The 24,694-nt window shown below is 62.2% G+C and carries 24 protein-coding genes and 3 pseudogenes; 19 read left to right on the forward strand and 8 right to left on the reverse strand.

Going from position 1 to position 24,694, the window contains the following annotated elements; translation table 11 throughout:
* Positions 1 to 13: 13 nt before the first annotated feature.
* Together rpmG and rpmB are read right to left on the reverse strand one after the other, a co-directional pair.
* Positions 14 to 169 (reverse strand): 50S ribosomal protein L33, encoded by a 156-nt coding sequence (rpmG, locus tag LQ249_RS00090; RefSeq protein WP_003176906.1) that lies wholly within the window; start codon positions 167 to 169, stop codon positions 14 to 16.
* An 11-nt stretch (positions 170 to 180) separates the two neighbouring features.
* Positions 181 to 414, reverse strand: a complete 234-nt coding sequence (gene rpmB, locus LQ249_RS00095; RefSeq protein ID WP_003176907.1) for a 50S ribosomal protein L28 — start codon at positions 412 to 414, stop codon at positions 181 to 183.
* Between the two features lie 458 nt (positions 415 to 872).
* On the opposite strand from rpmB, the gene LQ249_RS00100 reads away from it, so the two are divergent.
* Positions 873 to 2,465, forward strand: a complete 1,593-nt coding sequence (locus LQ249_RS00100; protein WP_046381647.1) for an ABC transporter substrate-binding protein — start codon at positions 873 to 875, stop codon at positions 2,463 to 2,465.
* 59 nt (positions 2,466 to 2,524) lie between these two features.
* On the opposite strand, the gene radC is transcribed toward LQ249_RS00100, so the two are convergent.
* Positions 2,525 to 3,199 carry a RadC family protein gene (gene radC / locus LQ249_RS00105; protein WP_232566097.1) on the reverse strand — a complete coding sequence of 225 codons (675 nt, stop codon included), beginning with the start codon at positions 3,197 to 3,199 and terminating at the stop codon, positions 2,525 to 2,527.
* Positions 3,200 to 3,342: 143 nt separating this feature from the next.
* Here radC and coaBC point away from each other — a divergent pair, with 143 nt between their 5' ends.
* The 4 genes and pseudogenes from coaBC (at position 3,343) to argB (ending at position 7,607) form a co-directional block, all read left to right on the forward strand.
* Positions 3,343 to 4,551: a bifunctional phosphopantothenoylcysteine decarboxylase/phosphopantothenate--cysteine ligase CoaBC gene (gene coaBC / locus LQ249_RS00110; RefSeq protein ID WP_017846052.1), complete on the forward strand. Its 1,209-nt coding sequence runs from the start codon at positions 3,343 to 3,345 to the stop codon at positions 4,549 to 4,551.
* 5 nt (positions 4,552 to 4,556) lie between these two features.
* Positions 4,557 to 5,012 (forward strand): dUTP diphosphatase, encoded by a 456-nt coding sequence (dut, locus tag LQ249_RS00115; protein ID WP_017846053.1) that lies wholly within the window; start codon positions 4,557 to 4,559, stop codon positions 5,010 to 5,012.
* A gap of 242 nt (positions 5,013 to 5,254) precedes the next feature.
* Positions 5,255 to 6,679, forward strand: a pseudogene (locus LQ249_RS00120) (phosphomannomutase/phosphoglucomutase); the annotation flags it as partial.
* A gap of 22 nt (positions 6,680 to 6,701) precedes the next feature.
* On the forward strand, positions 6,702 to 7,607 hold the full coding sequence (argB, locus tag LQ249_RS00125) for an acetylglutamate kinase (protein WP_017846055.1): 906 nt from the start codon (positions 6,702 to 6,704) through the stop codon (positions 7,605 to 7,607).
* Positions 7,608 to 7,755: 148 nt separating this feature from the next.
* On the opposite strand, the gene pyrE is transcribed toward argB, so the two are convergent.
* Positions 7,756 to 8,403: an orotate phosphoribosyltransferase gene (gene pyrE / locus LQ249_RS00130; RefSeq protein WP_017846056.1), complete on the reverse strand. Its 648-nt coding sequence runs from the start codon at positions 8,401 to 8,403 to the stop codon at positions 7,756 to 7,758.
* Between the two features lie 82 nt (positions 8,404 to 8,485).
* Here pyrE and LQ249_RS00135 point away from each other — a divergent pair, with 82 nt between their 5' ends.
* Positions 8,486 to 9,265, forward strand: a complete 780-nt coding sequence (locus LQ249_RS00135; protein ID WP_003195493.1) for an exodeoxyribonuclease III — start codon at positions 8,486 to 8,488, stop codon at positions 9,263 to 9,265.
* Positions 9,266 to 9,325: 60 nt separating this feature from the next.
* Here LQ249_RS00135 and LQ249_RS00140 read toward each other — a convergent pair whose 3' ends face one another.
* Both LQ249_RS00140 and rph read right to left on the reverse strand, forming a co-directional pair.
* On the reverse strand, positions 9,326 to 9,694 hold the full coding sequence (locus LQ249_RS00140) for a DUF4870 domain-containing protein (RefSeq protein ID WP_017846057.1): 369 nt from the start codon (positions 9,692 to 9,694) through the stop codon (positions 9,326 to 9,328).
* A 22-nt stretch (positions 9,695 to 9,716) separates the two neighbouring features.
* Positions 9,717 to 10,439 carry a ribonuclease PH gene (gene rph, locus LQ249_RS00145; RefSeq protein WP_046381645.1) on the reverse strand — a complete coding sequence of 241 codons (723 nt, stop codon included), beginning with the start codon at positions 10,437 to 10,439 and terminating at the stop codon, positions 9,717 to 9,719.
* Between the two features lie 229 nt (positions 10,440 to 10,668).
* On the opposite strand from rph, the gene LQ249_RS00150 reads away from it, so the two are divergent.
* The 6 genes from LQ249_RS00150 (at position 10,669) to LQ249_RS00175 (ending at position 15,965) form a co-directional block, all read left to right on the forward strand.
* On the forward strand, positions 10,669 to 11,532 hold the full coding sequence (locus LQ249_RS00150; RefSeq protein WP_017846058.1) for a YicC/YloC family endoribonuclease: 864 nt from the start codon (positions 10,669 to 10,671) through the stop codon (positions 11,530 to 11,532).
* A gap of 10 nt (positions 11,533 to 11,542) precedes the next feature.
* Entirely contained in the window at positions 11,543 to 12,163 is a 621-nt protein-coding gene (gene gmk / locus LQ249_RS00155) for a guanylate kinase (protein ID WP_017846059.1), read from the forward strand.
* Between the two features lie 167 nt (positions 12,164 to 12,330).
* Entirely contained in the window at positions 12,331 to 12,594 is a 264-nt protein-coding gene (rpoZ, locus tag LQ249_RS00160) for a DNA-directed RNA polymerase subunit omega (RefSeq protein ID WP_003176920.1), read from the forward strand.
* A gap of 60 nt (positions 12,595 to 12,654) precedes the next feature.
* Positions 12,655 to 14,760 (forward strand): bifunctional GTP diphosphokinase/guanosine-3',5'-bis pyrophosphate 3'-pyrophosphohydrolase, encoded by a 2,106-nt coding sequence (spoT, locus tag LQ249_RS00165; RefSeq protein WP_017846060.1) that lies wholly within the window; start codon positions 12,655 to 12,657, stop codon positions 14,758 to 14,760.
* A gap of 24 nt (positions 14,761 to 14,784) precedes the next feature.
* Positions 14,785 to 15,165 carry a RidA family protein gene (locus LQ249_RS00170; RefSeq protein ID WP_003176922.1) on the forward strand — a complete coding sequence of 127 codons (381 nt, stop codon included), beginning with the start codon at positions 14,785 to 14,787 and terminating at the stop codon, positions 15,163 to 15,165.
* Positions 15,166 to 15,221: 56 nt separating this feature from the next.
* Positions 15,222 to 15,965, forward strand: coding sequence for a hypothetical protein (locus tag LQ249_RS00175; protein WP_017846061.1), 744 nt, complete (start codon positions 15,222 to 15,224; stop codon positions 15,963 to 15,965).
* 128 nt (positions 15,966 to 16,093) lie between these two features.
* Here LQ249_RS00175 and LQ249_RS00180 read toward each other — a convergent pair whose 3' ends face one another.
* Positions 16,094 to 16,945, reverse strand: a complete 852-nt coding sequence (locus tag LQ249_RS00180; RefSeq protein ID WP_046381644.1) for an SDR family oxidoreductase — start codon at positions 16,943 to 16,945, stop codon at positions 16,094 to 16,096.
* Between the two features lie 189 nt (positions 16,946 to 17,134).
* Here LQ249_RS00180 and exbB point away from each other — a divergent pair, with 189 nt between their 5' ends.
* The 6 genes from exbB to LQ249_RS00210 all read left to right on the forward strand — a co-directional run bounded on the left by exbB (position 17,135) and on the right by LQ249_RS00210 (position 23,996).
* Positions 17,135 to 18,106 carry a tonB-system energizer ExbB gene (gene exbB / locus LQ249_RS00185; RefSeq protein ID WP_046381643.1) on the forward strand — a complete coding sequence of 324 codons (972 nt, stop codon included), beginning with the start codon at positions 17,135 to 17,137 and terminating at the stop codon, positions 18,104 to 18,106.
* A gap of 6 nt (positions 18,107 to 18,112) precedes the next feature.
* A complete protein-coding gene (gene exbD, locus LQ249_RS00190) occupies positions 18,113 to 18,538 on the forward strand; it encodes a TonB system transport protein ExbD (protein WP_017846064.1) in 426 nt (141 codons plus the stop codon).
* Positions 18,535 to 19,284, forward strand: a complete 750-nt coding sequence (locus tag LQ249_RS00195; protein ID WP_017846065.1) for a TonB family protein — start codon at positions 18,535 to 18,537, stop codon at positions 19,282 to 19,284. Before exbD ends, LQ249_RS00195 begins: the two co-directional genes overlap by 4 nt.
* 229 nt (positions 19,285 to 19,513) lie before the next feature.
* Positions 19,514 to 20,434 (forward strand): hydrogen peroxide-inducible genes activator, encoded by a 921-nt coding sequence (locus tag LQ249_RS00200; protein ID WP_046381642.1) that lies wholly within the window; start codon positions 19,514 to 19,516, stop codon positions 20,432 to 20,434.
* Positions 20,435 to 20,442: 8 nt separating this feature from the next.
* Positions 20,443 to 22,518 carry an ATP-dependent DNA helicase RecG gene (gene recG, locus LQ249_RS00205; protein WP_017846067.1) on the forward strand — a complete coding sequence of 692 codons (2,076 nt, stop codon included), beginning with the start codon at positions 20,443 to 20,445 and terminating at the stop codon, positions 22,516 to 22,518.
* 77 nt (positions 22,519 to 22,595) lie between these two features.
* On the forward strand, positions 22,596 to 23,996 hold the full coding sequence (locus LQ249_RS00210; RefSeq protein ID WP_057004017.1) for an aminoacyl-tRNA deacylase and HDOD domain-containing protein: 1,401 nt from the start codon (positions 22,596 to 22,598) through the stop codon (positions 23,994 to 23,996).
* Positions 23,997 to 24,104: 108 nt separating this feature from the next.
* Here the strand turns inward: LQ249_RS00210 and LQ249_RS00215 are convergent.
* Positions 24,105 to 24,407 (reverse strand): annotated as a pseudogene (locus LQ249_RS00215) (helicase); the annotation flags it as partial.
* On the opposite strand from LQ249_RS00215, the pseudogene LQ249_RS00220 reads away from it, so the two are divergent.
* Positions 24,395 to 24,616, forward strand: a pseudogene (locus LQ249_RS00220) (histidine kinase); the annotation flags it as partial. The pseudogenes LQ249_RS00215 and LQ249_RS00220 overlap by 13 nt on opposite strands.
* Positions 24,617 to 24,694: the final 78 nt, after the last annotated feature.

Raw genomic sequence — 24,694 nt, forward strand, 5'->3', positions numbered from 1 at the left:
GGAAGAAAATCAATTACTTGATTTTGCCTTCTTTGTAGATCACGTGCTTGCGAACGCGCGGGTCGAACATTTTCTTTTCGAGCTTGTCCGGGGTAGTACGCTTGTTCTTGTCGGTAGTGTAGAAGTGACCAGTACCGGCGCTAGAGATCATTCGAATCAATTCACGCATGATAGAGCTCCTTAGATCTTGCCAGCGGCGCGGATTTCGGCCAGCACGACAGTGATGCCACGCTTGTCGATAATGCGCATGCCTTTGGCAGATACGCGCAGACGCACAAAACGTTTCTCTTCTTCAACCCAGAAGCGGTGATGCTGCAGGTTCGGCAGGAAACGACGACGGGTTTTGTTATTTGCGTGGGAAATGTTATTCCCAGTCACCGGACCCTTACCGGTAACTTGACAGACTCTCGACATGCCTCAGCCCTCTAAAACCACATGCCCAACCCGGCATGGGTTGGCCGCTTAATCTCTCAGTCATTTGGCGCCAGGCGCCGCGTTTCTTTAGGGTCTTACCGGCTACACCTACAAGCGAAGGAACCGGGCCCCTAGAAAAGAGCGCTGCTTTATACCAGAAAGACCCAAGTGCAACAACAGCCCGTGTGTTTTTACCGGCGTAAATCTCGGCGACAGATGGCCGAACCGTTGCCAGGAGGGGCCGCTGCAATAGCCGACCGCTCGTCGCACAGAATGATTTACAACGCCCGCAAGTACCAAAAAGTACAAGGCGAAACGCGCTGAGGCGCCATCAAAACAGCATTTGAGCCAAAAGCACAGGCAAAAATGGACTAGTCATTTATCAATCAGACCACTACGGTAGGACTTTTCCAGACTGCACTCGCAGATGGGCCTTCGATCTGCACAGGAAACCGAACATGCGCCTCGCTGCCCTACCGCTTTTGCTAGCCCCTCTGTTTATCGCGCCGCAGGCCTTGGCGGCCACCAATCTGAGCGTGTGTACCGAAGCCAGTCCCGAAGGGTTTGACGTAGTGCAGTACAACTCGCTGACCACCACCAACGCCTCGGCCGACGTGCTGATGAACAGCCTGGTGAACTATGACGCAGCCAGCGGCAAGCTGGTGCCAAGCCTGGCGGACAGCTGGGAAGTGTCGCCGGACGGCCTGACCTACACCTTCCAGTTGCACCCCAACGTAAAATTCCACCGCACCGACTATTTCACCCCGAGCCGCACCCTGACCGCCGAGGATGTCCGCTTCAGCTTCGAGCGCATGCTCGATCCGGCCAACCCATGGCACAAGATCGCCCAGAGCGGCTTCCCCCATGCCCAGTCGCTGCAATTGCCCGCACTGATCAAGAAGATCGACGCCCTTGACCCGCTGACCGTGCGCTTCACCCTCGATCACCCCGACTCGACCTTCCTCGCCGCGTTGAGCATGGGTTTTGCCTCGATCTACCCGGCCGAGTACGCCGACAAGCTGCTCAAGGCCGGCACCCCGGAGAAGCTCAACAGCCAGCCCATCGGCACCGGCCCGTTCATCTTCACGCGATTCCAGAAAGACGCCGTGGTGCGCTACAAAGCCAACCCGGATTATTTCGCCGGCAAACCGGCTGTGGATAACTTGATCTTCGCCATCACCCCGGATGCGAACGTGCGCCTGCAGAAACTGCACCGCGACGAATGCCAGATCGCACTGTCGCCCAAACCCCTGGATGTGGGCGAAGCCGAGAAAGATCCCGCACTCAAAATAGAAAAAACCGCAGCATTCATGACTGCATTCGTCGCGATCAACAGCCAGCACCCACCGCTGGACAAGCCCGAAGTGCGCCAGGCGATCAACCTGGCCTTCGACAAGGACAGCTACCTCAAAGCCGTGTTCGAAGGCACCGCCGAAGCCGCCAACGGCCCCTACCCGCCCAACACGTGGAGCTATGCCAAGGAGTTGCCGGGTTATCCACAGGACATCGCCAAGGCCAAGCTGCTGCTGGAGCGCGCCGGGCTCAAGGACGGCTTCAAGACCACGATCTGGACACGCCCCACCGGCAGCCTGCTGAACCCCAACCCCAACCTCGGCGCGCAACTGCTGCAGGCGGACCTGGCCGAGGTCGGCATCCAGGCCGAGATCCGCGTGATCGAATGGGGCGAGCTGATCCGCCGCGCCAAGGCCGGCGAACACGACCTGCTGTTCATGGGCTGGGCCGGCGACAACGGCGACCCGGATAACTTCCTGACTCCGCAGTTCTCCTGCGCGGCAGTGAAATCCGGCACCAACTTCGCCCGCTATTGCGACCCGGCCCTGGACAAGCTCATCAGCGCCGGCAAGACCACCAGCGAGCAAGGGGTGCGCAGCAAGCTGTATCAACAGGCCCAGGCGCAGATCCAACAGCAGGCCCTGTGGCTGCCGCTGGCGCACCCGATGGCGTTCGCCCTGACCCGCAAGAATGTCGAGGGGTACCAGGTGAGCCCGTTTGGGCGGCAGGACTTTTCGAAAGTCAGCGTCAAGCCCTGAGCTGCAAGCTGCAAGCCCCCTTGAGGCTTGCAGCTGCAACCTTGCAACTGCTGCCCCTCCTACATCCACCCGTATTCCGCCATCGACAATGGATCACCATCGCCCACGATGATGTGATCCAGCACCCGTACATCCACCACTTCCAAGGCTTTTTGCAGAATTTTGGTCAATTTTCGATCAGCCGCACTCGGCTCCACACTCCCCGAGGGATGGTTGTGGCACAGGATCAACGCCGCCGCGTTATACGCCAGGGCGCGCTTGACCACTTGCCGCGGGTAAACCACGGTGGCGTCGATGGTGCCCTGGAACAACGCCTCGAACCCCAGCACCCGATGCTTTGAATCGAGAAACAGGCAGCCGAAAATCTCGTGAGGCTCATGGCGCAACAGCGCCTTGAGGTAGTCACGCACAGCGACCGGGCTTTCCAGCACCGAGTCACTGCGCAGTTGTTCGGCCAAGTGGCGCCGGGACATTTCCAGCACCGCCTGCAGTTGGGCAAACTTCGCCGGCCCCAGCCCCAACTGCTGGCTGAACAGCATCTGGCTGGCCTCCAGCAGCGGGCGCAGGCCACCGAACTGCGCCAACAGATGCCGCGCCAGGTCCACCGCGCTCCGCCCGGCCACACCGGTGCGCAGGAAGATAGCCAACAGTTCGGCGTCGGACAGCGTTGCGGCCCCCCATTCCAAAAGCTTCTCCCGCGGCCGCTCGGCCACCGGCCAATCACGAATACTCATCCCGCCTCCCTGTGCATGTGCGCCGCTGTTGCCTGGCGGACGCTGTGTTATCGTAGGCCCTCTTTTTTGCATGCGATTTCACCTGGGGAGGGGGCATCGCAGGCGTCACTGAACTGGCTTCACTGAACTGGAAAGGCAAACCAATGCAGCGTCTGTATCGGAAACGCATCGTTCTCGGCGTCGGCGGCGGCATTGCCGCCTACAAGAGCGCAGAGCTGGTTCGCAGGCTTCTCGACCAGGGCGCCGAAGTGCGCGTGGTCATGACCCGCGGCGGCAGCGAGTTCATCACCCCGCTGACCATGCAGGCCTTGTCCGGCCACCCGGTTCACCTGGACCTGCTGGACCCGGCCGCCGAAGCCGCCATGGGCCATATCGAACTGGCCAAATGGGCCGACCTGGTGCTGATCGCCCCGGCCACCGCCGACCTGATCGCCCGCCTGGCGCAAGGCATCGCCGATGACTTGCTGACAACGCTGGTCCTGGCCACCGACGCCACTGTCGCCATCGCCCCGGCCATGAACCAGGCCATGTGGCGCGACCCGGCCACCCAAGCCAACACGCAGCTCCTGCAAAGCCGTGGCCTCAAGGTGTTCGGCCCGGCCTCCGGCAGCCAGGCCTGCGGCGACGTCGGCATGGGCCGCATGCTCGAAGCCACCGACCTGGCACTGTGCGCCGCCGAGTGCTTCCAGCACCTGGCCCTGACTGGCAAGCACGTGTTGATCACCGCCGGCCCGACCCAGGAAAACATCGACCCGGTGCGCTACATCACCAACCATAGCTCAGGAAAAATGGGCTTTGCCCTGGCTGAAGCGGCGGTCGAGGCAGGCGCGCGCGTGACCCTCATCACCGGCCCGGTGCATTTGCCGACGCCCGATCGTGTCACCCGGATCGACGTGGTCAGCGCCCGGGACATGTTGGCGGCCTGTGAGGCGGCCATTCCCTGCGACCTGTTTATCGCCTCGGCAGCGGTTGCGGATTACCGCCCGGAAGTCGTCGCCCCGCAAAAGCTCAAGAAAGACCCTACCAGCGGCGACGGCCTGCTCCTGCAAATGGTGCGTAACCCGGACATCCTGGCCACCATCGCCAGCCGCCCGGACCGTCCGTTCAGCGTCGGTTTCGCCGCCGAGACCGAGCACCTGCTGGACTACGCCGCACGCAAATTGAAAGACAAAAACCTCGACCTGATCGTTGCCAATGATGTCGCCAACCCAAGCATCGGCTTCAACAGTGAGGAAAACGCCTGCAGCGTGATCGATCGCGACCTGCACGCCACCCTTTTCGCCCAGACCAGCAAGGGCAAGATTGCCCGCCAACTGATCTCTTTTATCGCCCAACGGCTGAACCAGGTTTAATTTACATGCACGCTTTGCAAGCCAAGATCCTCGACCCCCGCATCGGCACCGACTTCCCCCTGCCGGCCTATGCCACACCGGGCTCCGCCGGCCTGGACCTGCGCGCCATGCTCAAGGAAGACACCGTCCTCGAACCGGGCCAGACCCTGCTGATTCCGACCGGCCTGTCGATCTATGTCGGCGACCCGGGCCTGGCGGCGCTGATTCTGCCGCGCTCGGGCCTCGGCCATAAGCACGGCATCGTGCTGGGCAACCTGGTCGGCCTGATCGACTCGGACTACCAGGGCGAGCTGATGGTGTCGTGCTGGAACCGCGGCCAGACCGCCTTCAACATCGTCGTCGGCGAGCGCATCGCGCAGCTGGTGCTGGTGCCGGTGGTGCAGGCGCACTTCGAACTGGTACAGGAATTCGACGCAACCCAACGCGGCGCAGGCGGTTTTGGGCATTCCGGCAGTCACTGACCACACCAAACCGGGGCGGACGCTACCGTCCGGCCCGGTTAGATGCCACCGCATGGCCTTTCAGGATGAAGAATGCGCGGACCTGACGAGCGACATTTTCCAAGTAAAATCAATGCATTACGCAAACATAAGCGCGGAGCGGATGCTCCGATGGCCTTTTTGCACCACGAACTCTGCACCGAAAACGCCGTCATACCCTTCAGTTTAAGCCTGCCGGTCAGCCACATTAAGGCCAGCCTTGTCTCTTTCAGATGGAGTTTCCCCCCGCGATGAGTACCGCCGCCCGAGTAGCCCCGACCTTCCCCGACAGCATCTTCCGCGCCTATGACATCCGTGGCGTGGTGCCCAAGACCCTGACCGCCGAAACCGCCTACTGGATTGGCCGCGCCATCGGCGCCCAAAGCCTGGCCCAGGACGAACCGAACGTTTCGGTCGGCCGTGACGGTCGCCTGTCCGGTCCCGAGCTGGTGGAGCAATTGATCCAGGGCCTGGCCGACAGCGGTTGCCATGTCAGCGACGTCGGCCTGGTGCCGACCCCGGCGCTGTACTACGCCGCCAACGTGCTGGCCGGCAAATCCGGGGTGATGCTCACCGGCAGCCACAACCCGTCGGACTACAACGGCTTCAAGATCGTCATCGCCGGCGACACCCTGGCCAACGAACAGATCCAGGCCCTGCACACACGCTTGAAAACCAACGACCTGACCAGCGGCAAAGGCAGCATCACCAAGGTCGACATTCTTCAGCGCTACTCCGACGAAATCACCGGCGACGTCAAACTCGCGCGCCGCCTGAAAGTGGTGGTGGACTGCGGCAACGGCGCGGCCGGCGTGATCGCCCCGCAACTGCTCGAAGCCCTGAACTGCGAAGTGGTGCCGTTGTTCTGCGACGTCGACGGCAACTTCCCCAACCACCATCCAGACCCGGGCAAGCCTGAAAACCTGGTGGACCTGATCGCCAAGGTCAAGGAAACCGGGGCCGACGTCGGCCTGGCCTTTGACGGCGACGGTGACCGCGTGGGCGTGGTGACCAACACCGGCGAAAACGTGTTCGCCGACCGCCTGCTGATGCTGTTCGCCCGTGATGTGGTGGCGCGCAACCCGAATGCCGAAATCATCTTCGACGTAAAATGCACCCGTCGCCTGACGCCGCTGATCAAGGAATATGGCGGTCGCCCGCTGATGTGGAAGACCGGTCACTCGTTGATCAAAAAGAAAATGAAGGAAACCGGCGCGCTGCTGGCCGGCGAAATGAGCGGCCACGTGTTCTTCAAGGAGCGTTGGTTCGGGTTTGACGACGGCATTTACAGCGCCGCTCGTCTGCTGGAGATCCTCAGCAAGGAAAAATCCACGGCACAGGAGCTGTTTCAGACCTTCCCGAATGATATTTCTACGCCAGAGATCAATATCCATGTGACCGAAGAGAGCAAATTCAGCATCATTGACGCATTGCACGATGCGCAATGGGGCGAAGGCGCCAACCTGACCTCCATTGATGGTGTGCGAGTCGATTACGCCAAAGGCTGGGGCCTGGTTCGCGCGTCCAACACCACACCGGTGCTGGTGCTGCGTTTCGAGGCGGATACCGAGGCTGAGTTGCAGCGCATCAAGGACGTGTTCCACGTCCAGTTGAAACGTGTTGCCCCTGATCTCCAATTACCGTTCTGATTTTTTTGCACCGGAGCCCTGAATGACCCTCGAACGCGAAGCCGCTGCCAACACCGCCAAGGTCCTGTCCGAAGCGTTGCCCTACATTCGACGCTACGTCGGCAAGACGCTGGTGATCAAATACGGCGGCAATGCCATGGAAAGCGACGAGCTGAAAACCGGCTTTGCCCGCGATATCGTGTTGATGAAAGCCGTGGGGATCAACCCGGTGGTGGTCCACGGCGGCGGCCCGCAGATCGGCGACCTGCTCAAGCGCCTGTCGATCGAAAGCCACTTCATCGATGGCATGCGAGTCACTGACGCGCAGACCATGGACGTGGTGGAGATGGTCCTCGGCGGCCAGGTGAACAAAGACATCGTCAACCTGATCAACCGCCACGGCGGCAGCGCGATTGGCCTGACCGGCAAGGACGCGGAGCTGATCCGCGCGAAAAAACTGACCGTAACCCGTCAGACGCCGGAAATGACCCAGCCAGAAATCATCGACATCGGCCAGGTGGGCGAAGTGATCGGTATCAACACCGACTTGCTGAACCTGCTGGTCAAAGGTGATTTCATCCCGGTCATCGCGCCGATCGGCGTGGGCGCCAACGGCGAGTCCTACAACATCAACGCCGACCTGGTTGCAGGCAAAGTGGCCGAAGCGCTGAAGGCTGAAAAGCTGATGCTGCTGACCAACATCGCCGGCCTGATGGACAAGCAAGGCAAGGTGCTGACCGGCCTGACCACCCAACAAGTGGACGAGCTGATCGCCGACGGCACCATCTACGGCGGCATGCTGCCGAAGATCCGTTGTGCGCTGGAAGCGGTACAGGGCGGCGTCGGCAGCTCGCTGATCCTTGATGGCCGCGTGCCGAATGCGATCCTGCTGGAAATCTTCACCGACACCGGTGTGGGTACGCTGATCAGCAACCGCAAGCGTCCTTAAACACAAAAAGCCCCACCCCCTGTAGGAGCGAGCTTGCTCGCGAAAAACGTAAAGACGCCGCGTTCATCCAGAATAAACGCGTCATCGTTGGCGTTCTTCGCGAGCAAGCTCGCTCCTACAGGGGGTGGGGCTTTTTGTTGTGCGGCGTTTACTGGACGCCGAATTGCTCGCGGTACGCCCGTACTGCCGGCAAGTGCTGCTTGAGCTGCGGATCATCTTCCAGGAACTGCAACACCTGGTTCAACGACACGATGCTCACCACCGGGATGCCGAAATCGCGCTCCACTTCCTGGATCGCCGACAACTCACCATTGCCACGCTCCTGGCGGTTCAAGGCGATCAGCACGCCTGCGGCCTTGGCACCCTCCTGGGAGGCGATGATCTGCATCACTTCACGGATGGCGGTGCCGGCGGTGATCACGTCGTCGATGATCAGCACGTTGCCGGTGAGCGGAGCGCCCACCAGGCTGCCGCCTTCGCCATGGGCCTTGGCTTCCTTGCGGTTGAAGCACCACGGCAGATCGCGCCCATGGTGTTCGGCCAACGCCACGGCCGTCGCGGCGGCCAGGGGGATGCCCTTGTAGGCCGGACCGAACAGAACGTCGAAGGAAATACCGCTTTCAACGATGGCAGCCGCGTAGAAACGCCCCAGCTGAGCCAGGGCCGAACCCGAGTTGAACAAGCCGGCATTGAAGAAATACGGGCTGGTGCGCCCGGACTTGAGGGTGAACTCACCGAAGCGCAAAACCCCGCGATCGATGGCAAAACGAATGAAATCGCGTTGATACGCCTGCATGAAAAAAGCCTCAGATACCACGGATTTAGCTAATTAGGTAGACGGCGTGTATCATACACGCACGCGATTTTTGGGGCCATTTATGCGGATCATCAGTGTGAACGTTAATGGTATTCAGGCTGCAGTCGAGCGTGGTTTGCTCAGTTGGCTGCAAGCCCAGAATGCCGACGTCATCTGCCTGCAGGACACCCGCGCCTCCGCCTTTGAACTGGACGATCCAGCCTTCCAACTGGATGGCTACTTCCTTTATGCCTGCGATGCCGAAGTGCCCACCCAAGGTGGCGTGGCTTTGTACTCGCGGTTGCAACCCAAGGCGGTCATCAGCGGCCTCGGCTTCGAGACAGCCGACCGCTACGGGCGCTACCTGCAAGCCGATTTCGACAAGGTCAGCATCGCGACCTTGCTGCTTCCTTCGGGGCAGAACGGCGATGAAGACTTGAACCAGAAGTTCAAGCTAATGGACGACTTCGCCCGTTATCTGGATAAACAGCGACGCAAACGTCGCGAGTACATTTATTGTGGCTCGCTGTACGTGGCGCAACAGAAGCTGGATATCAAGAACTGGCGCGACAGCCAGCAATCCCCGGGTTTCCTGGCGCCGGAACGGGCCTGGATGGACGAGATTGTCGGCAACATGGGCTATGTCGATGCCCTGCGCGAAGTCAGCCGCGAAGGCGACCAGTACAGCTGGTGGCCAGACAACGAACAGGCTGAGATGCTCAACCTGGGCTGGCGTTTCGACTACCAGCTGCTGACCCCGGGCCTGCGTCGTTTTGTGCGCAGCGCACGCCTGCCACGCCAGCCGCGCTTCTCGCAGCACGCGCCGCTGATCGTGGACTATGACTGGACACTGACCATCTGAGGTCTTTGCCCAGGCACAAAAAAAACCGACATCGCTGTCGGTTTTTTTGTGCGCGCCTGGCTACTTGATCAGCCGCCAGGTCCATGGGTAGCGGTAGGCCGTGCCGTTGTTGGCCTTGATCCCGCCAATGATCGTCAGCACCAGCGCCGCGACCACCAGGATCAACATCAACAGGAAGCCGATCACCACGAACCCCAGCACCATGCAGACCAGCCAGGCAATGGCCACGGTGATCTGAAAATTCAGGGCTTCCTTGCCCTGATCATCGATCAGCGGGTCCATGTCCTTCTTGATCTGCCACAGGATCAGCGGCCCCAACAGGCTGCCGAAAGGGAACACCAGGCCCAGAAACGCCGCGAAGTGACACAACATCGCCCATTGGCGGACTTCCTTGGACGGTGCCGGAACCGGCAATTGACTGTCACTCATGGCGTTTCTCCTTGAAGCCGGTTCAGTCGGCCAGCGCGGCGTTCTGCAGCTCGAAAATCTCGGTCATGCCTTTCTGCGCCAGCGCCAGCATGGCATTCAGCTCAGACGGCTGGAATGGCGCACCTTCGGCGGTGCCCTGCACTTCGATGAAACCACCGGTGCTGGTCATCACCACGTTCAGGTCGGTCTCGGCGGCCGAGTCTTCCAGGTAATCCAGGTCCAGCACTGGCTCGCCCTGGTACATGCCCACCGACACAGCGGCGATCATCTGCTTGAGCGGGTCGCCGGCTTTCAGGCCGCCACGCTTCTTGATCACTTTCAACGCGTCGACCAGCGCAACCATGGCACCGGTGATGGAGGCAGTGCGCGTGCCGCCGTCGGCCTGGATCACGTCGCAGTCGACGTACAGGGTCACGTCGCCCAGCTTGGACATGTCCAGGGCGGCACGCAGCGAACGGCCGATCAGGCGCTGGATTTCCAGGGTACGGCCGCCTTGCTTGCCACGGCTGGCTTCACGCTGGTTACGCTCGCCGGTGGCGCGCGGCAGCATGCCGTATTCGGCGGTCAACCAACCCTGGCCCTGGCCCTTGAGGAAACGCGGCACGCCGTTTTCGACGCTGACGGTGCAGATCACCTTGGTATCGCCAAACTCGACCAGTACAGATCCCTCGGCGTGTTTGGTGTAGTTGCGGGTGATGCGGATCGAGCGGAGCTGATCGGCAGCGCGACCACTTGGACGTTTCATAGGGGATACCTGTACGGAGGACGAAAAACTGCCGAGCATTATAGAGCCGCGAGCCGATTCGGGGCACGTCTAAAAAATTCGGTTACGAATCGTCGACTGGCGGTGCTTTGTCAGTGCCAGGGTTTGGGGCCAATCGCCCCACTGCGCTACACTCCTGCGCCTTCGCAGCCTGTCGGCTTCAATTTACCCATCAGCCCGCCATCGCGGGACTGCAACGCGAGGTACCTCCATGGTGCACAGCATGACCGCCTTCGCCCGCGTCGAAAAAGCCGGCGCGCAAGGCACCCTGAGCTGGGAACTGCGCTCGGTCAACAGCCGCTACCTGGAGCCGCACCTGCGCCTGCCGGAATCGTTCCGCGACCTCGAAGGCGCGGTACGTGAAGCGCTGCGCCAGGGCATTTCCCGCGGCAAGCTGGAATGCACCCTGCGCTTTACCGAGGAAACCACCGGCAAACCGCTGCAGGTCGACCGCGAGCGCGCCGCGCAACTGGTCGCCGCCGCCGAAACCATCGCCGGCCTGATCAAGCAGCCGGCCGCGCTGAACCCGCTGGAGGTGCTGGCCTGGCCCGGCGTGCTGGTGGCCGACGCCAGCGACCCGCAAGCCCTCAACGCCGAAGCCCTCGCCTTGTTCACCCAGGGTTTGAAGGAACTCAAGGCCGGCCGCGAGCGCGAAGGCGCCGAGCTGGCCCGCCTGATCAGCGAGCGCCTGAGCGCGATCGAAGCCGACGTGGTCACCTTGCGCGAGCTGGTGCCGCAGATGCTCGCGACCCAGCGCCAGAAGGTCCTCGACCGCTTCGCCGACATGAAGGCCGACCTCGATCCGGTACGCCTGGAGCAGGAAATGGTCCTGTTGGCGCAGAAGAGCGACGTCGCCGAAGAGCTCGATCGCCTGAGCACCCACATCCTTGAAGTACGCCGCGTGCTCAAGTCCGGCGGCGCCGCCGGTCGGCGCCTGGATTTCCTGATGCAGGAACTCAACCGCGAAGCCAATACACTGGGCTCCAAGGCGTTCGATCCGCGCAGCACCACGGCGGCGGTCAACCTCAAAGTGTTGATCGAGCAAATGCGCGAACAAGTACAGAATATTGAGTAAGGCAACTTCCATGACCCACAGCACCGGCACCCTTTACATCATTTCCGCCCCCTCGGGCGCGGGCAAGAGCAGCCTGGTCAAGGCCCTGACCGACGCTGACGAACAGATCCGCATCTCGGTGTCCCACACCACCCGCGCCATGCGCCCGGGCGAGGTGAACGGCGTTCACTACCACTTCGTCGAGCGCACCGAGTTCGTCAAGATGATCGAGCACGGCGCCTTCCTTGAGCGCGCCGAAGTGTTCGGCAACCTCTACGGCACCTCGCAAAGCCACCTGCAACAGACCCTGGACGAAGGCCACGACCTGATCCTGGAAATCGACTGGCAGGGCGCCGAGCAAGTGCGCCAGCTGATGCCCAAGGCGCGGTCGATCTTCATCCTGCCGCCGTCCCTGGAAGCCTTGCACCAGCGCCTGACCAACCGCGGCCAGGACAGCGACGCGATCATCGAAGGCCGCATGCGTGAAGCCGTCAGCGAAATGAGCCACTACGTCGACTACGATTACCTGATCATCAATGACGATTTTGCCCACGCCCTGGACGATTTGAAGGCGATTTTCCGCGCCAATCAGCTCCAGCAAAAACGCCAACAACAGCGTTTCGGCAAGTTATTGGCCGAACTGCTCGGTTGATCAGCTCTTCCCAAAACCGCTGCGAGGGCCTTACATTGGCACTTGCAGCGGTTTTGCGAGAGCCTGGGAAAAATCAGCGCTTCCCTAAACGCTGGTGATTTTTTAAACTGTTTAGTCCGCTCGCCCAACCGGGCAGCGCGCATCTTGCATTCGCTCCGAGGAATACCATGGCCCGCGTAACCGTTGAAGACTGCCTAGAACACGTGGATAACCGCTTTGAGCTGGTCATGCTCTCTACCAAGCGTGCCCGTCAACTGGCCACTGGCGGCAAAGAGCCCTTGGTCCAGTGGGAAAACGACAAGCCTACCGTTGTCGCTCTGCGCGAAATCGCTGAAGGCCTGATGAGCTACGAGTTCATCGCCAACGCCGAGATCGTTGAAGACGAACCGCTGTTTGCAGCGTTCGAGGACGAGTCCAACGAGGCCGTCTAAGCCTATGCCTGGTCGACGTAGCACGGCGCGGTGTCAACGCACGCGGCAGGAGTCCATCCTTTGCCGAGCATAGACGCCCTCGCCGATCGCTTATCGACCTACCTCGGCCCAGACCAGGTCAACCTGGTCCGCCGAGCGTATTTCTACGCCGAACAAGCCCACGACGGCCAACGCCGCCGCAGCGGCGAGGCGTATGTCACCCATCCTCTTGCGGTGGCCAATATTCTCGCCGACATGCACATGGACCATCAGAGCCTGATGGCCGCGATGCTGCATGACGTGATCGAAGACACCGGCATCGCCAAGGAAGCGCTCAGCGCGCAATTTGGCGAAACCGTGGCCGAACTGGTCGATGGGGTCAGCAAACTGACCCAGATGAACTTCGAGACCAAGGCCGAAGCCCAGGCGGAAAACTTCCAGAAGATGGCAATGGCCATGGCCCGGGATATCCGCGTGATCCTGGTCAAGCTGGCCGACCGGCTGCACAACATGCGGACACTGGAAGTGCTGTCCGGCGAAAAACGCCGGCGCATCGCCAAGGAAACCCTGGAAATCTACGCGCCCATCGCCAACCGGCTGGGCATGCACGCCATTCGTATCGAATTCGAAGACCTCGGCTTCAAGGCCATGCACCCGATGCGTTCGGCGCGCATCTACCAGGCAGTCAAGCGCGCCCGGGGCAACCGCAAGGAAATCGTCAACAAGATCGAAGAGTCGCTGAGCCATTGCCTGGCGATCGACGAGATCGAGGGCGAGGTCAGCGGGCGGCAGAAGCACATCTACGGCATCTACAAGAAGATGCGCGGCAAGCGCCGGGCCTTCAACGAGATCATGGACGTGTATGCGTTCCGGATCATCGTCGACAAGGTCGACACCTGCTACCGCGTATTGGGCGCTGTACATAATTTGTACAAACCCCTGCCGGGCCGCTTCAAGGACTACATCGCCATTCCCAAGGCCAACGGCTATCAGTCGCTGCATACCACGCTGTTCGGTATGCATGGGGTGCCGATCGAGATCCAGATCCGCACCCGGGAAATGGAAGAGATGGCCAACAACGGCATCGCCGCCCATTGGCTGTACAAATCCAGCGGCGACGAGCAGCCCAAAGGCACCCACGCCCGCGCGCGCCAGTGGGTCAAAGGCGTGCTGGAAATGCAGCAACGTGCGGGCAACTCCCTGGAATTCATCGAGAGCGTGAAGATCGACCTGTTCCCGGACGAGGTCTACGTGTTCACGCCCAAGGGCCGGATCATGGAGCTGCCCAAAGGCTCCACGGCCGTCGACTTTGCCTACGCCGTACACACCGATGTCGGCAACAGCTGCATCGCTTGCCGCATCAACCGGCGCCTGGCCCCGCTGTCGGAACCGCTGCAAAGCGGCTCCACCGTGGAGATCGTCAGCGCACCGGGCGCCCGGCCGAACCCGGCGTGGCTCAACTTCGTGGTCACCGGCAAGGCGCGCACCCATATTCGCCACGCCCTGAAACTGCAGCGCCGCTCCGAGTCCATCAGCCTGGGCGAACGCTTGCTGAACAAGGTGCTCAACGGCTTCGACAGCGCCCTCGAGAAAATCCCCGGCGAGCGCGTGCAAGCGATGCTCAGCGAGTATCGCCAGGAAACCATCGAAGACCTGCTGGAAGACATCGGCCTGGGCAACCGCATGGCCTATGTGGTCGCCCGTCGCCTGCTCGGCGAAGGCGAGCAATTGCCAAGCCCGGAAGGTCCGCTGGCGATTCGCGGCACCGAGGGCCTGGTGCTCAGCTACGCCAAGTGCTGCACGCCGATCCCGGGCGACCCGATTGTCGGGCACCTGTCGGCGGGCAAAGGCATGGTGGTCCACCTGGACAACTGCCGCAATATCAGCGAAATCCGCCACAACCCGGAAAAATGCATCCAGCTCTCGTGGGCCAAGGATGTCACCGGCGAATTCAACGTCGAGCTGCGGGTCGAGCTGGAGCACCAGCGCGGCCTGATCGCCCTGCTGGCCAGCAGCGTCAACGCGGCCGACGGCAATATCGAGAAAATCAGCATGGACGAGCGCGATGGTCGCATCAGCGTGGTCCAACTGGTGGTCAGCGTACACGACCGCGTACACCTGGCCCGCGTGATCAAGAAACTGCGCGCCTTGACCGGTGTAATCCGCATCACCCGCATGCGTGCATAGCCCACCTCTTACAAGGAGTCATTCATGACCAAGACTGTTATCACCAGCGACAAAGCCCCAGCCGCCATCGGCACCTACTCCCAGGCGATCAAGGCGGGCAACACCGTCTACATGTCCGGCCAGATCCCACTGGACCCAAAGACCATGGAACTGGTTGAAGGCTTCGAAGCACAAACCGTACAGGTCTTCGAAAACCTCAAGTCGGTCGCCGAAGCCGCCGGCGGTTCGTTCAAGGACATCGTCAAGCTGAACATCTTCCTCACCGACCTGAGCCACTTCGCCAAGGTCAACGAGATCATGGGCAAGTACTTCGAACAGCCTTACCCAGCCCGCGCCGCTATCGGCGTTGCTGCCCTGCCAAAGGGCGCACAGGTTGAGATGGACGCGATTCTGGTCATCGAGTAAAACACCCGGCGCAGCCTCCATAGGCTGCGCCGACTTCGTTTTAAAAGGATTTCATGATGCGCAAAGCGCTTGTAGCCTCTTCGTTGCTCGCCCTGTTGCTCGGCGGCTGTGCCAGCAACCCCGCCGACCTGGATGTGAGCGGCACCTGGATCAACCAGGTTGCCATCGACGCGGCAGCCAAGGGCGGCCCTTTGCGTGAAGCACTGCAGAGCTTTGGCCCGAACCTCGAGTGGGACGTCAACACCAAGGCCCTGCAGGCCCGCTACTACAACGGTTTTGAAGTAGCGGAAGGCAAGTTGCTCGGTGAGAAGCCCGGTGCCTGGAGCGTCGACTTCTACGGCAGCGCCGCCACCGATCTCAAGCGCAAAGGTCGGCAACTGCTGCAAGTGGCCAACGACAACGAGCCCGAACAGCTGTTTGCCCGCGCCAAGGAACCTGCACCGGAAGGCGCGCCATTGGGCGCCAACTTCGAGCGCGCGCTGTACGCCGCTTATATGGGCGGCGACTGGAAAATCGCCAACGGCAATGGCGAAGGCGCCACCGTGCAGTTCCAGGCCAACGGCCAAGTGGCCGGCCTGCCGGGCGCCGATCGATATTCGTTATGCCTGGCGGGTGATTGCGCCTCCATGAGCGGCGGCTACGACAGCATGTGGTTGCAACGCAACGGCGTGGGCAATGCGTGGATCTTTGCACGCAAGGGCAAGCAGCTGGAAATCTTCCAGGCGATCAATACCTCGCAGGCCGACGAAGTGCCCTCGTTTACACCGGGGCCACGCCAGTGGCTGCTTGAAAAACAATAACCGTCATCCCACAGACCTGAATGTGGGAGGGGCGCTGCGAGGATTCGACTTGCTCCCGATCGCGGTGCATCAGCCACTACAACCGTGGCTGACAAAGCAAACCCCCTCCCACCTTTTCTGACCGCGGCTCAGCCCTTCAGGATGGCCGCGTAGCCTTCGCGATAACTCGGATACGTCGGCACCCAGCCCAACGCCTTGGCCCGGGCGTTGCTGCATTGCTTGCTCCCGGCGCGGCGCACACTGGCGTCATCGGACCATTGCGTCACTCCCAGATACTCACGCAACCAGGCCACCACCTCGGCCAACGGCGCCGGTGCGTCATCGACACCGATATAGATGCGATCCAGCGAACCGCCCTGCTCCACATGCCGCAACAAAAACGCCAGCAGGCCAGCCGCATCATCGACGTGGATCCGGTTGCCATATAAAGGCGGATCGATCGCCACGCGATAACCCTGGCGCACCTGCGTCAGCAGCCACTCGCGGCCCGGCCCGTAAATCCCGGTCAAGCGCACGATGCTCGCCGCAATGCCGCTGTTCAGCGCGATTTGCTCGGCTTCCAGCATCACCTGCCCGGAATAGCCTTTTGCCTGGGTCTCGGACGTTTCGTCGACCCATTCGCCCTGCTGCTGCCCATACACACTGCTGCTGGACACAAACAGCAGATGCTTGGGCTCCTGGCCGTAATCCTTCAACCACTCCAACACATGCTGCAACCCTTGCACATAAGCGGCGCGATAACCGGCTTCGTCGTGATCCGTCGCCGCCGCGCAATACACCAGGTAATCCACCCCGCCGATCGGCCAGGTGTCAGGGCAATCCTTATTGAACAGGTCACCGGCAATGCCGATCACGCCATCGGGCAGGCGCGAAATATCGCGCCGCAGGCCATGAACCTCCCATTCCGAGGCGAGCAATTGGCTGGCCAGCCGACTCCCCACATCGCCACAACCGGCAATCACAACAGAAGGCGCAGACATCACAAAACTCCGTACTGAAAGGTCTAGATTAGCCGTCGCAGGAGACCAGCGGCCAGAAAAAGGACAAATAAAGTTACTGTATTACTTCTGTTAACAAGAATTACTTGCAATAATAACGACCCATTTGTCCTCGACCTCGCAGGGTCTGGAAGGACGATCACTCATTTTTTTCTCTCAGGTCCGGCCAGCATGACACGTAATACACACCCCGCTTCGCCAACCAAACTTCACAGTCCATCCCGCGCCTGGCGTGCGATTGCTGCGCTGCTGTTCAGCGTACTGCTGGCACCGACCGCCGCATTCGCTGATGCCACCGCGCCGGCGGCTCCTGCTGCCGCTGAACAGAATGCCACCGCCGCCCCTGCGGTGCCGGCCGCCACAGACCCAGCCCAGGCTGCAGCGCCGGCCACCGCCGACGAACCCGGCGTGGTGCTGGAAGAAAACAACACCCTTGGCATGGCCCACGACCTGTCGCCATGGGGCATGTACCAAAACGCTGACGTGGTGGTAAAAGCCGTGATGATCGGCCTGGCCATCGCCTCGATCATCACTTGGACCATCTGGATCGCCAAAGGCTTCGAACTGCTGGGCGCCAAGCGCCGCCTGCGCAGCGAGATCGTCCACCTGAAAAAGGCCACCACCCTCAAGGAAGCCAGCGAAACGGCGACCAAGAAGGGCACCCTGGCCAATACGCTGGTACACGACGCGCTGGAAGAAATGCGCCTGTCGGCCAACACCCGCGAAAAAGAGGGCATCAAGGAGCGCGTGGCGTTCCGTCTCGAGCGCCTGGTGGCAGCCTGCGGTCGTAACATGAGCAACGGCACCGGCGTGCTGGCGACCATCGGTTCCACCGCGCCGTTCGTCGGTCTGTTCGGCACCGTGTGGGGCATCATGAACAGCTTCATCGGCATCGCCAAAACCCAGACCACCAACCTCGCCGTCGTCGCTCCCGGCATCGCCGAAGCCTTGCTGGCGACCGCCCTGGGCCTGGTTGCCGCGATTCCCGCGGTGGTGATCTACAACGTCTTCGCCCGTTCGATTGCCGGCTACAAGGCCCAGGTATCGGACGCGTCGGCAGAAGTCCTGCTGCTGGTCAGCCGCGACCTCGATCACCTGCCTTCCGAGCGCAGCTCGCAACCGCACATGGTGAAAGTGGGGTAATCGGCCATGGGCCTGCATTTGAATCAAGGCGACGACGAACTCGTCGAGAACCACGAAATCAACGTCACGCCGTTTATCGACGTGATGCTGGTGCTGCTGATCATCTTCATGGTGGCGGCCCCCTTGGCCACCGTGGATATCAAGGTCGACCTGCCCGCGTCCAGCGCCAAACCCGCGCCGCGGCCGGAGAAGCCGATTTTCCTCAGCGTCAAGGCGGACCAGCGCCTGTTCCTGGGCGAAGAAGAAGTCAAAGCCGAAACCCTGGGGCCGGCGCTCGACGCCAAGACCCAAGGCAAGAAAGACACGACGATCTTCTTCCAGGCCGACAAAGGCGTGGACTACGGCGACCTGATGAGCGTGATGGATGCCCTGCGGGCAGCCGGCTACCTCAAGGTCGGCCTGGTCGGACTTGAGACGGCAGCCAAAAAATGATCACGACGCGCCACAAACTGACGCGTTATGGCACCAGCCTCGCCGTCGTGCTGGGCGTGCATGCCATCGCGATTGCCATCGCGCTCCACTGGTCGGCGCCGCGCACGGTCCAGCTGCCACCGGCGGCCATGGTCATCGACCTGGCGCCGATGCCCGCCCCGCCGCCGCCGGCACCGCCCAAGGTGGTCACGCCGCCGCAGCCGCCCGCCCCGGTGGAAGAGCTGCCGCTGCCGAAACTGGCCGAAGCGCCCAAGCCGACGATCCAGGTGCCCAAGCCGGTCAAGCCCAAGCCGAAACCCCAGCCGCCCAAACCGGAGGAGAAAAAGCCCGAGCCGCCCAAGGAGAAACCTTCCGAGACGCCACCAAGCGACACGCCGCCGACCAATACACCGGCGGAGAAATCAGCGCAGCCCGCACCGGGCCCGTCGCCGCAACAGGTCGCCGCCAAAGCCTCCTGGGAAGGCGCCCTGCTGGCGCACTTGCAGAAGTACAAAAAGTACCCGCAAAGCGCGCAGAACAGTGGCAAGGAAGGCATGAATCGCTTGCGCTTCGTGGTCGATGCCGAAGGCAATGTGCTGTCCTACGAGTTGGTGGGCCGCTCCGGCAACGCCGACCTGGACCGCGCCACCCTGGACATGATCCGTCGCGCCCAGCCATTGCCCAAGCCACCGGCCGACATGGTGAAAAGCGGCAGCATCGAGATCGTCGCGCCGTTCGTTTACAACATCGAGAAGCGTCGCCGCTAAAGGCACGCGCAGGGCTATGTGAGAGGGGGCTTGCTCCCGATGACGGTACATCAGTCGACACGTCCTCGACTGACCCATCGCTATCGGGAGCAAGCCCCTTCCCACATCGGGTTTTATCGCTTCAGCAAAATCTCGCACATTCCCCGCTCAATCCTTATCAAAGTTCTGATAACGTGTGTCTATCGATTGCAGCCGGTATGCTTGGCTCGCAACCTCATGGACGCCCGCTATGACTCTTACAGAATTACGCTACATCGTGACCCTCGCCCAAGAACAACACTTCGGCCACGCGGCCGAGCGTTGCCACGTCAGCCAGCCGACGCTGTCGGTGGGCGTGAAAAAGCTTGAAGACGAACTCGGTGTGCTGATTTTCGAGCGCAGCAAAAGCGCCGTGCGCCTGACCCCGGTCGGTGAAGGCATCGTTGCCCAGGCCCAAAAGGTCCTGGAGCAAGCCCAAAGCATTCGCGAACTGGCCCAGGCCGGCAAAAACCAGCTGACCGCGCCGCTGAAAGTCGGCGCCATCTACACCGTCGGCCCGTACCTGTTCCCGCACCTGATTCCGCAACTGCACCGCGTCGCGCCGCAGATGCCGCTGTATATCGAAGAAAACTTCACCCACGTGCTGCGCGACAAACTGCGCAACGGCGAGTTGGACGCGATCATCATCGCCCTGCCGTTCAACGAGGCCGACGTGCTGACCCTGCCGCTCTACGACGAGCCGTTCTACGTGCTGATGCCGGCCTCGCACCCGTGGACGCAGAAAGACAGCATCGACGCCGGCCTGCTCAACGACAAGAGCCTGCTGCTGCTCGGTGAAGGCCATTGCTTCCGCGACCAGGTGCTGGAAGCCTGCCCGACCCTGACCAAGGGCCACGACGGCGCCAAACACACCACCGTGGAATCCAGCTCCCTGGAAACCATTCGCCACATGGTCGCCTCCGGCCTGGGCATTTCGATCCTGCCGCTGTCGGCGGTGGACAGCCATCACTACGCCCCGGGCGTGATCGCCGTGCGCCCGCTCACGCCGCCGGTGCCGTTCCGCACCGTGGCGATCGCCTGGCGCGCCAGCTTCCCGCGGCCCAAAGCCATTGAGATCCTGGCCGACTCGATCCGCCTGTGTTCGGTGGCCAAACCGCCTGCTGCGAGCTGAGCCACTGTATGACTGAGCTGTCGCAGGTGTCGGTGACGGCACTCAAGGGTGTCGGCGAAGCCATGGCTGAGAAGTTGGCCAAGGTCGGCCTGGAGAACCTTCAGGACGTGCTGTTCCACCTGCCTCTGCGCTATCAGGACCGCACCCGCGTGGTGCCCATCGGTCATTTGCGCCCTGGGCAGGACGCGGTGATCGAAGGCACCGTCAGCGGCGCCGACGTGGTGATGGGCAAGCGCCGCAGCCTGGTGGTGCGCCTGCAGGATGGCACCGGCGGCCTGAGCCTGCGCTTCTACCATTTCAGCAACGCGCAGAAGGAAGGCCTCAAGCGCGGCACCCGCGTGCGCTGTTACGGCGAAGCACGCCCCGGCGCCTCGGGCCTGGAGATCTACCATCCGGAATACCGCGCCATTACGGGCGACGAGCCGCCGCCGGTCGACACCACCCTGACGCCGATCTACCCGCTGACCGAAGGCCTCACCCAACAACGCCTGCGCCAACTGTGCCAGCAGACCCTGACGATGCTCGGCCCGAAAAGCCTGCCCGACTGGCTGCCCGTGGAGCTGGCCCGCGACTATCAACTGGCGCCGCTGGACGATGCGATCCGCTACCTGCATCACCCACCGGCCGACGCGGACGTGGACGAACTGGCCCTCGGTCATCACTGGGCGCAGCACCGCCTGGCCTTCGAAGAACTGCTGACCCACCAACTGTCCCAGCAACGCCTGCGCGAGAGCATGCGCTCCCTGCGCGCCCCGGCGATGCCCAAGGCCACGCGCCTGCCCGCGCAGTACTTGGCGAACCTCGGCTTTGCGCCGACCGGTGCCCAACAGCGCGTGGGCAATGAAATCGCCTACGACCTCAGCCAGCCCGAACCCATGCTGCGCCTGATCCAGGGCGACGTCGGCGCGGGCAAGACCGTGGTCGCCGCCCTCGCCGCCCTGCAGGCACTCGAAGCCGGTTACCAGGTGGCGTTGATGGCGCCCACTGAGATTCTCGCGGAGCAGCACTTCATCACCTTCAAGCGCTGGCTCGAACCGCTGGGCCTGGAAGTGGCGTGGCTGGCGGGCAAACTCAAAGGCAAAAACCGCACAACCGCGCTGGAGCAGATCGCCAGCGGCGCACCGATGGTGGTCGGCACCCATGCGCTGTTCCAGGACGAAGTGCAGTTCAAGAACCTTGCGCTGGTGATCATCGACGAACAGCATCGCTTCGGCGTGCAACAGCGCCTGGCCCTACGCCAGAAAGGCGCGGGCGGGCGCATGAGCCCGCACCAATTGATCATGACCGCCACGCCGATCCCACGCACCCTGGCCATGAGCGCCTACGCCGACCTCGACACCTCGATCCTCGACGAACTGCCGCCCGGCCGCACCCCGGTCAATACCGTGCTGGTCACCGACTCCCGGCGCGTGGAAGTCATCGAGCGCGTGCGCGGCGCCTGCGCCGAAGGCCGCCAGGCGTATTGGGTATGCACGCTGATCGAAGAGTCCGAAGAGCTGACCTGCCAGGCCGCCGAAACCACTTACGAAGACCTCACCAGCGCCTTGGGCGAACTCAAGGTCGGGCTGATCCACGGGCGCATGAAACCGGCGGAAAAAGCCGCGGTGATGGCGCAATTCAAGGCCGGCGACCTGCAACTGCTGGTGGCCACCACGGTGATCGAGGTCGGGGTGGACGTGCCCAACGCCAGCCTGATGATCATCGAAAACCCCGAGCGCCTGGGCCTGGCGCAACTGCACCAGCTACGTGGCCGCGTCGGCCGGGGCAGCGCGGCCAGCCACTGCGTGCTGCTGTATCATCCGCCGCTGTCGCAGATCGGCCGTCAACGCCTGGGCATCATGCGTGAAACCAACGACGGTTTTGTCATCGCCGAAAAAGACCTCGAACTGCGCGGCCCCGGCGAGATGCTCGGCACCCGCCAGACCGGCCTGCTGCAATTCAAGGTCGCCGACCTGATGCGCGACGCCGACCTGCTGCCGGCAGTGCGCGATGCGGCCCAGGCCCTGCTCGAGCGTTGGCCGGATCACGTCAGCCCGCTGCTGGATCGCTGGCTCAGGCATGGGCAGCAATACGGCCAAGTGTGACGCCTGTTTCACTTATCCGACCAACATTTGTATCAAGCTGGTTATACTCCAAAGACTGTACGAATTTGGATCAGGCCATGTCAGAAGTTGCCCACGCCGCCGCACCACTGACCGCCCCGCCGGTTATTCGGGCGCTGCTCGCGAAACTCTCCATCAGCTACACGGAAGTCGCCGAACATCCGGGCCTGAACCCTGCGCGAAAGATCCAGGCGGTGCTGCTGGAAGATGCGGTGGGCGCGCTCATGGTGCTGTTCCCGCAGAACCAGTTGCTCGACCTCAACCGCCTGACCGAACTCACCGGCCGCCGCCTGACATCGGTGTCGCCGGAACGTATCGAACGCATGCTGGGCAAGCACGACCTCAGCCTGCTGCCCGGCCTGCCGGCGCTGACCAGCTCACCTTGCCTGTATGAAGGCAGCCTGCTCGATGAGTCGAGCCTGCTGGTTCACTCGGGCGAAGCCGGTTTGCTGCTGGAGATCGCCAGCGTCGACTTCAAAACCATGCTGACCAAGGCCAGCGCCGCTCAATTCGGCGAGCCGCTGAGTAACATCCGGCCCAACCTCGACCGGCCCCATGATGACCGCGAGGAAATCACCCAGGCCATGCAGGCGTTCACGGCCCGGCGCATCCAGCAACGCCTGGAAGCGACCATCGAGATTCCGCCGCTGGCCGACACTGCGCAGAAAATCATCAAACTGCGCGTCGACCCCAACGCCACCATCGACGACATCACCGGCGTGGTCGAAACCGACCCGGCGCTGGCCGCCCAGGTGGTCAGCTGGGCCGCCTCGCCCTATTACGCCTCGCCGGGCAAGATCCGCTCGGTGGAAGACGCCATCGTGCGGGTGCTGGGCTTCGACCTGGTGATCAACCTGGCGCTGGGCCTGGCCCTGGGCAAAACCCTGAGCCTGCCCAAGGACCACCCGCACCAGGCCACGCCGTACTGGCACCAGTCGATCTACACCGCCGCCGTCATCGAAGGCCTGACCCGCGCCATGCCGCGCGCGCAACGCCCGGAAGCCGGCCTGACCTACCTGGCCGGTCTGCTGCACAACTTCGGATACCTGCTGCTGGCCCACGTGTTTCCGCCGCACTTCTCGCTGATCTGCCGACACCTGGAGGTCAACCCGCACCTGTGCCACAGCTATGTGGAGCAGCATTTGCTGGGTATCAGCCGCGAACAGATCGGCGCCTGGCTGATGCGCTACTGGGACATGCCGGACGAACTGTCCACCGCCCTGCGCTTCCAGCACGACCCGTCCTACGACGGCCAATACGCCGAGTACCCCAACCTGGTGTGCCTGGCCGTGCGCCTGCTGCGCAGCCGGGGCATCGGCTCCGGGCCGCACGAAACCATCCCCGACGAGCTGCTTGAGCGCCTGGGCTTGAGCCGTGACAAGGCTGAAGAAGTCGTGGCCAAGGTGCTGGATGCCGAGGTGCTGTTGCGCGAATTGGCCTCGCAGTTCAGCCAGGGCTGAATCGGTAGCTTGTTAGATCGCTATCGGGGGCAAGCCCCCTCCCACATTTTGATCTGCGAACACGGTCAAGTGTAGGAGGGGGCTTGCCCCCGATGAATCCACCTCGGTCTACTTCTTTTTCTTCGGCTTCAAATACTTGGTCAAGCCCTGGAACCAGATCACCAGCGCCGGGTTGCCCTTGATCTGGATCGACTTGTCCTGAATCCCCGTCATGAACGCCAGTTGCTTGCTCTTCGCCTGCATCGTGGCGAAGCCATAGGCGGCGTCTTTAAAGGCAATGGCGAAGGCCGGCGCAGGGTGGACACCCGAGCGGCTGGTGATGCGCTGGTCTTTGACGATGAAGTGACGGGCAACCTTGCCGTCGAGAGTCTGCAACTGGAACGCCAGGTCTTTGTCACCCAACCTACGACGGCCAATACGCCGAGTACCCCAACCTGGTATGCCTGGCCGTGCGCCTGCTGCGCAGCCGGGGCATCGGCTCCGGGCCGCACGAAACCATCCCCGACGAGCTGCTTGAACGTTTGGGCTTGAGCCGTGACAAGGCTGAAGAAGTCGTGGCCAAGGTGCTGGATGCCGAGGTGCTGTTGCGCGAATTGGCCTCGCAGTTCAGCCAGGGCTGAATCGGTAGCTTGTTAGATCGCTATCGGGGGCAAGCCCCCTCCCACATTTTGATCTGCGAACACGGTCAAGTGTGGGAG

Source organism: Pseudomonas sp. 7-41 (genome assembly GCF_021233075.1).
GTDB classification, from domain to species: domain Bacteria; phylum Pseudomonadota; class Gammaproteobacteria; order Pseudomonadales; family Pseudomonadaceae; genus Aquipseudomonas; species Aquipseudomonas veronii.

Coding starts and splice junctions, on each gene's coding strand:
- exbD (WP_017846064.1), top strand. CDS start 18,113: ATGGGCCTGCATTTGAATCAAGGCGACGACGAACTCGTCGAGAACCAC.
- radC (WP_232566097.1), bottom strand. CDS start 3,199: ATGAGTATTCGTGATTGGCCGGTGGCCGAGCGGCCGCGGGAGAAGCTT.
- LQ249_RS00135 (WP_003195493.1), top strand. CDS start 8,486: ATGCGGATCATCAGTGTGAACGTTAATGGTATTCAGGCTGCAGTCGAG.
- LQ249_RS00175 (WP_017846061.1), top strand. CDS start 15,222: ATGCGCAAAGCGCTTGTAGCCTCTTCGTTGCTCGCCCTGTTGCTCGGC.
- dut (WP_017846053.1), top strand. CDS start 4,557: ATGCACGCTTTGCAAGCCAAGATCCTCGACCCCCGCATCGGCACCGAC.
- rpoZ (WP_003176920.1), top strand. CDS start 12,331: ATGGCCCGCGTAACCGTTGAAGACTGCCTAGAACACGTGGATAACCGC.
- exbB (WP_046381643.1), top strand. CDS start 17,135: ATGACACGTAATACACACCCCGCTTCGCCAACCAAACTTCACAGTCCA.
- pyrE (WP_017846056.1), bottom strand. CDS start 8,403: ATGCAGGCGTATCAACGCGATTTCATTCGTTTTGCCATCGATCGCGGG.
- LQ249_RS00170 (WP_003176922.1), top strand. CDS start 14,785: ATGACCAAGACTGTTATCACCAGCGACAAAGCCCCAGCCGCCATCGGC.
- coaBC (WP_017846052.1), top strand. CDS start 3,343: ATGCAGCGTCTGTATCGGAAACGCATCGTTCTCGGCGTCGGCGGCGGC.
- rph (WP_046381645.1), bottom strand. CDS start 10,439: ATGAAACGTCCAAGTGGTCGCGCTGCCGATCAGCTCCGCTCGATCCGC.
- LQ249_RS00140 (WP_017846057.1), bottom strand. CDS start 9,694: ATGAGTGACAGTCAATTGCCGGTTCCGGCACCGTCCAAGGAAGTCCGC.
- LQ249_RS00180 (WP_046381644.1), bottom strand. CDS start 16,945: ATGTCTGCGCCTTCTGTTGTGATTGCCGGTTGTGGCGATGTGGGGAGT.
- argB (WP_017846055.1), top strand. CDS start 6,702: ATGACCCTCGAACGCGAAGCCGCTGCCAACACCGCCAAGGTCCTGTCC.
- LQ249_RS00200 (WP_046381642.1), top strand. CDS start 19,514: ATGACTCTTACAGAATTACGCTACATCGTGACCCTCGCCCAAGAACAA.
- gmk (WP_017846059.1), top strand. CDS start 11,543: ATGACCCACAGCACCGGCACCCTTTACATCATTTCCGCCCCCTCGGGC.
- rpmB (WP_003176907.1), bottom strand. CDS start 414: ATGTCGAGAGTCTGTCAAGTTACCGGTAAGGGTCCGGTGACTGGGAAT.
- LQ249_RS00195 (WP_017846065.1), top strand. CDS start 18,535: ATGATCACGACGCGCCACAAACTGACGCGTTATGGCACCAGCCTCGCC.
- LQ249_RS00100 (WP_046381647.1), top strand. CDS start 873: ATGCGCCTCGCTGCCCTACCGCTTTTGCTAGCCCCTCTGTTTATCGCG.
- LQ249_RS00150 (WP_017846058.1), top strand. CDS start 10,669: ATGGTGCACAGCATGACCGCCTTCGCCCGCGTCGAAAAAGCCGGCGCG.
- recG (WP_017846067.1), top strand. CDS start 20,443: ATGACTGAGCTGTCGCAGGTGTCGGTGACGGCACTCAAGGGTGTCGGC.
- LQ249_RS00210 (WP_057004017.1), top strand. CDS start 22,596: ATGTCAGAAGTTGCCCACGCCGCCGCACCACTGACCGCCCCGCCGGTT.
- rpmG (WP_003176906.1), bottom strand. CDS start 169: ATGCGTGAATTGATTCGAATGATCTCTAGCGCCGGTACTGGTCACTTC.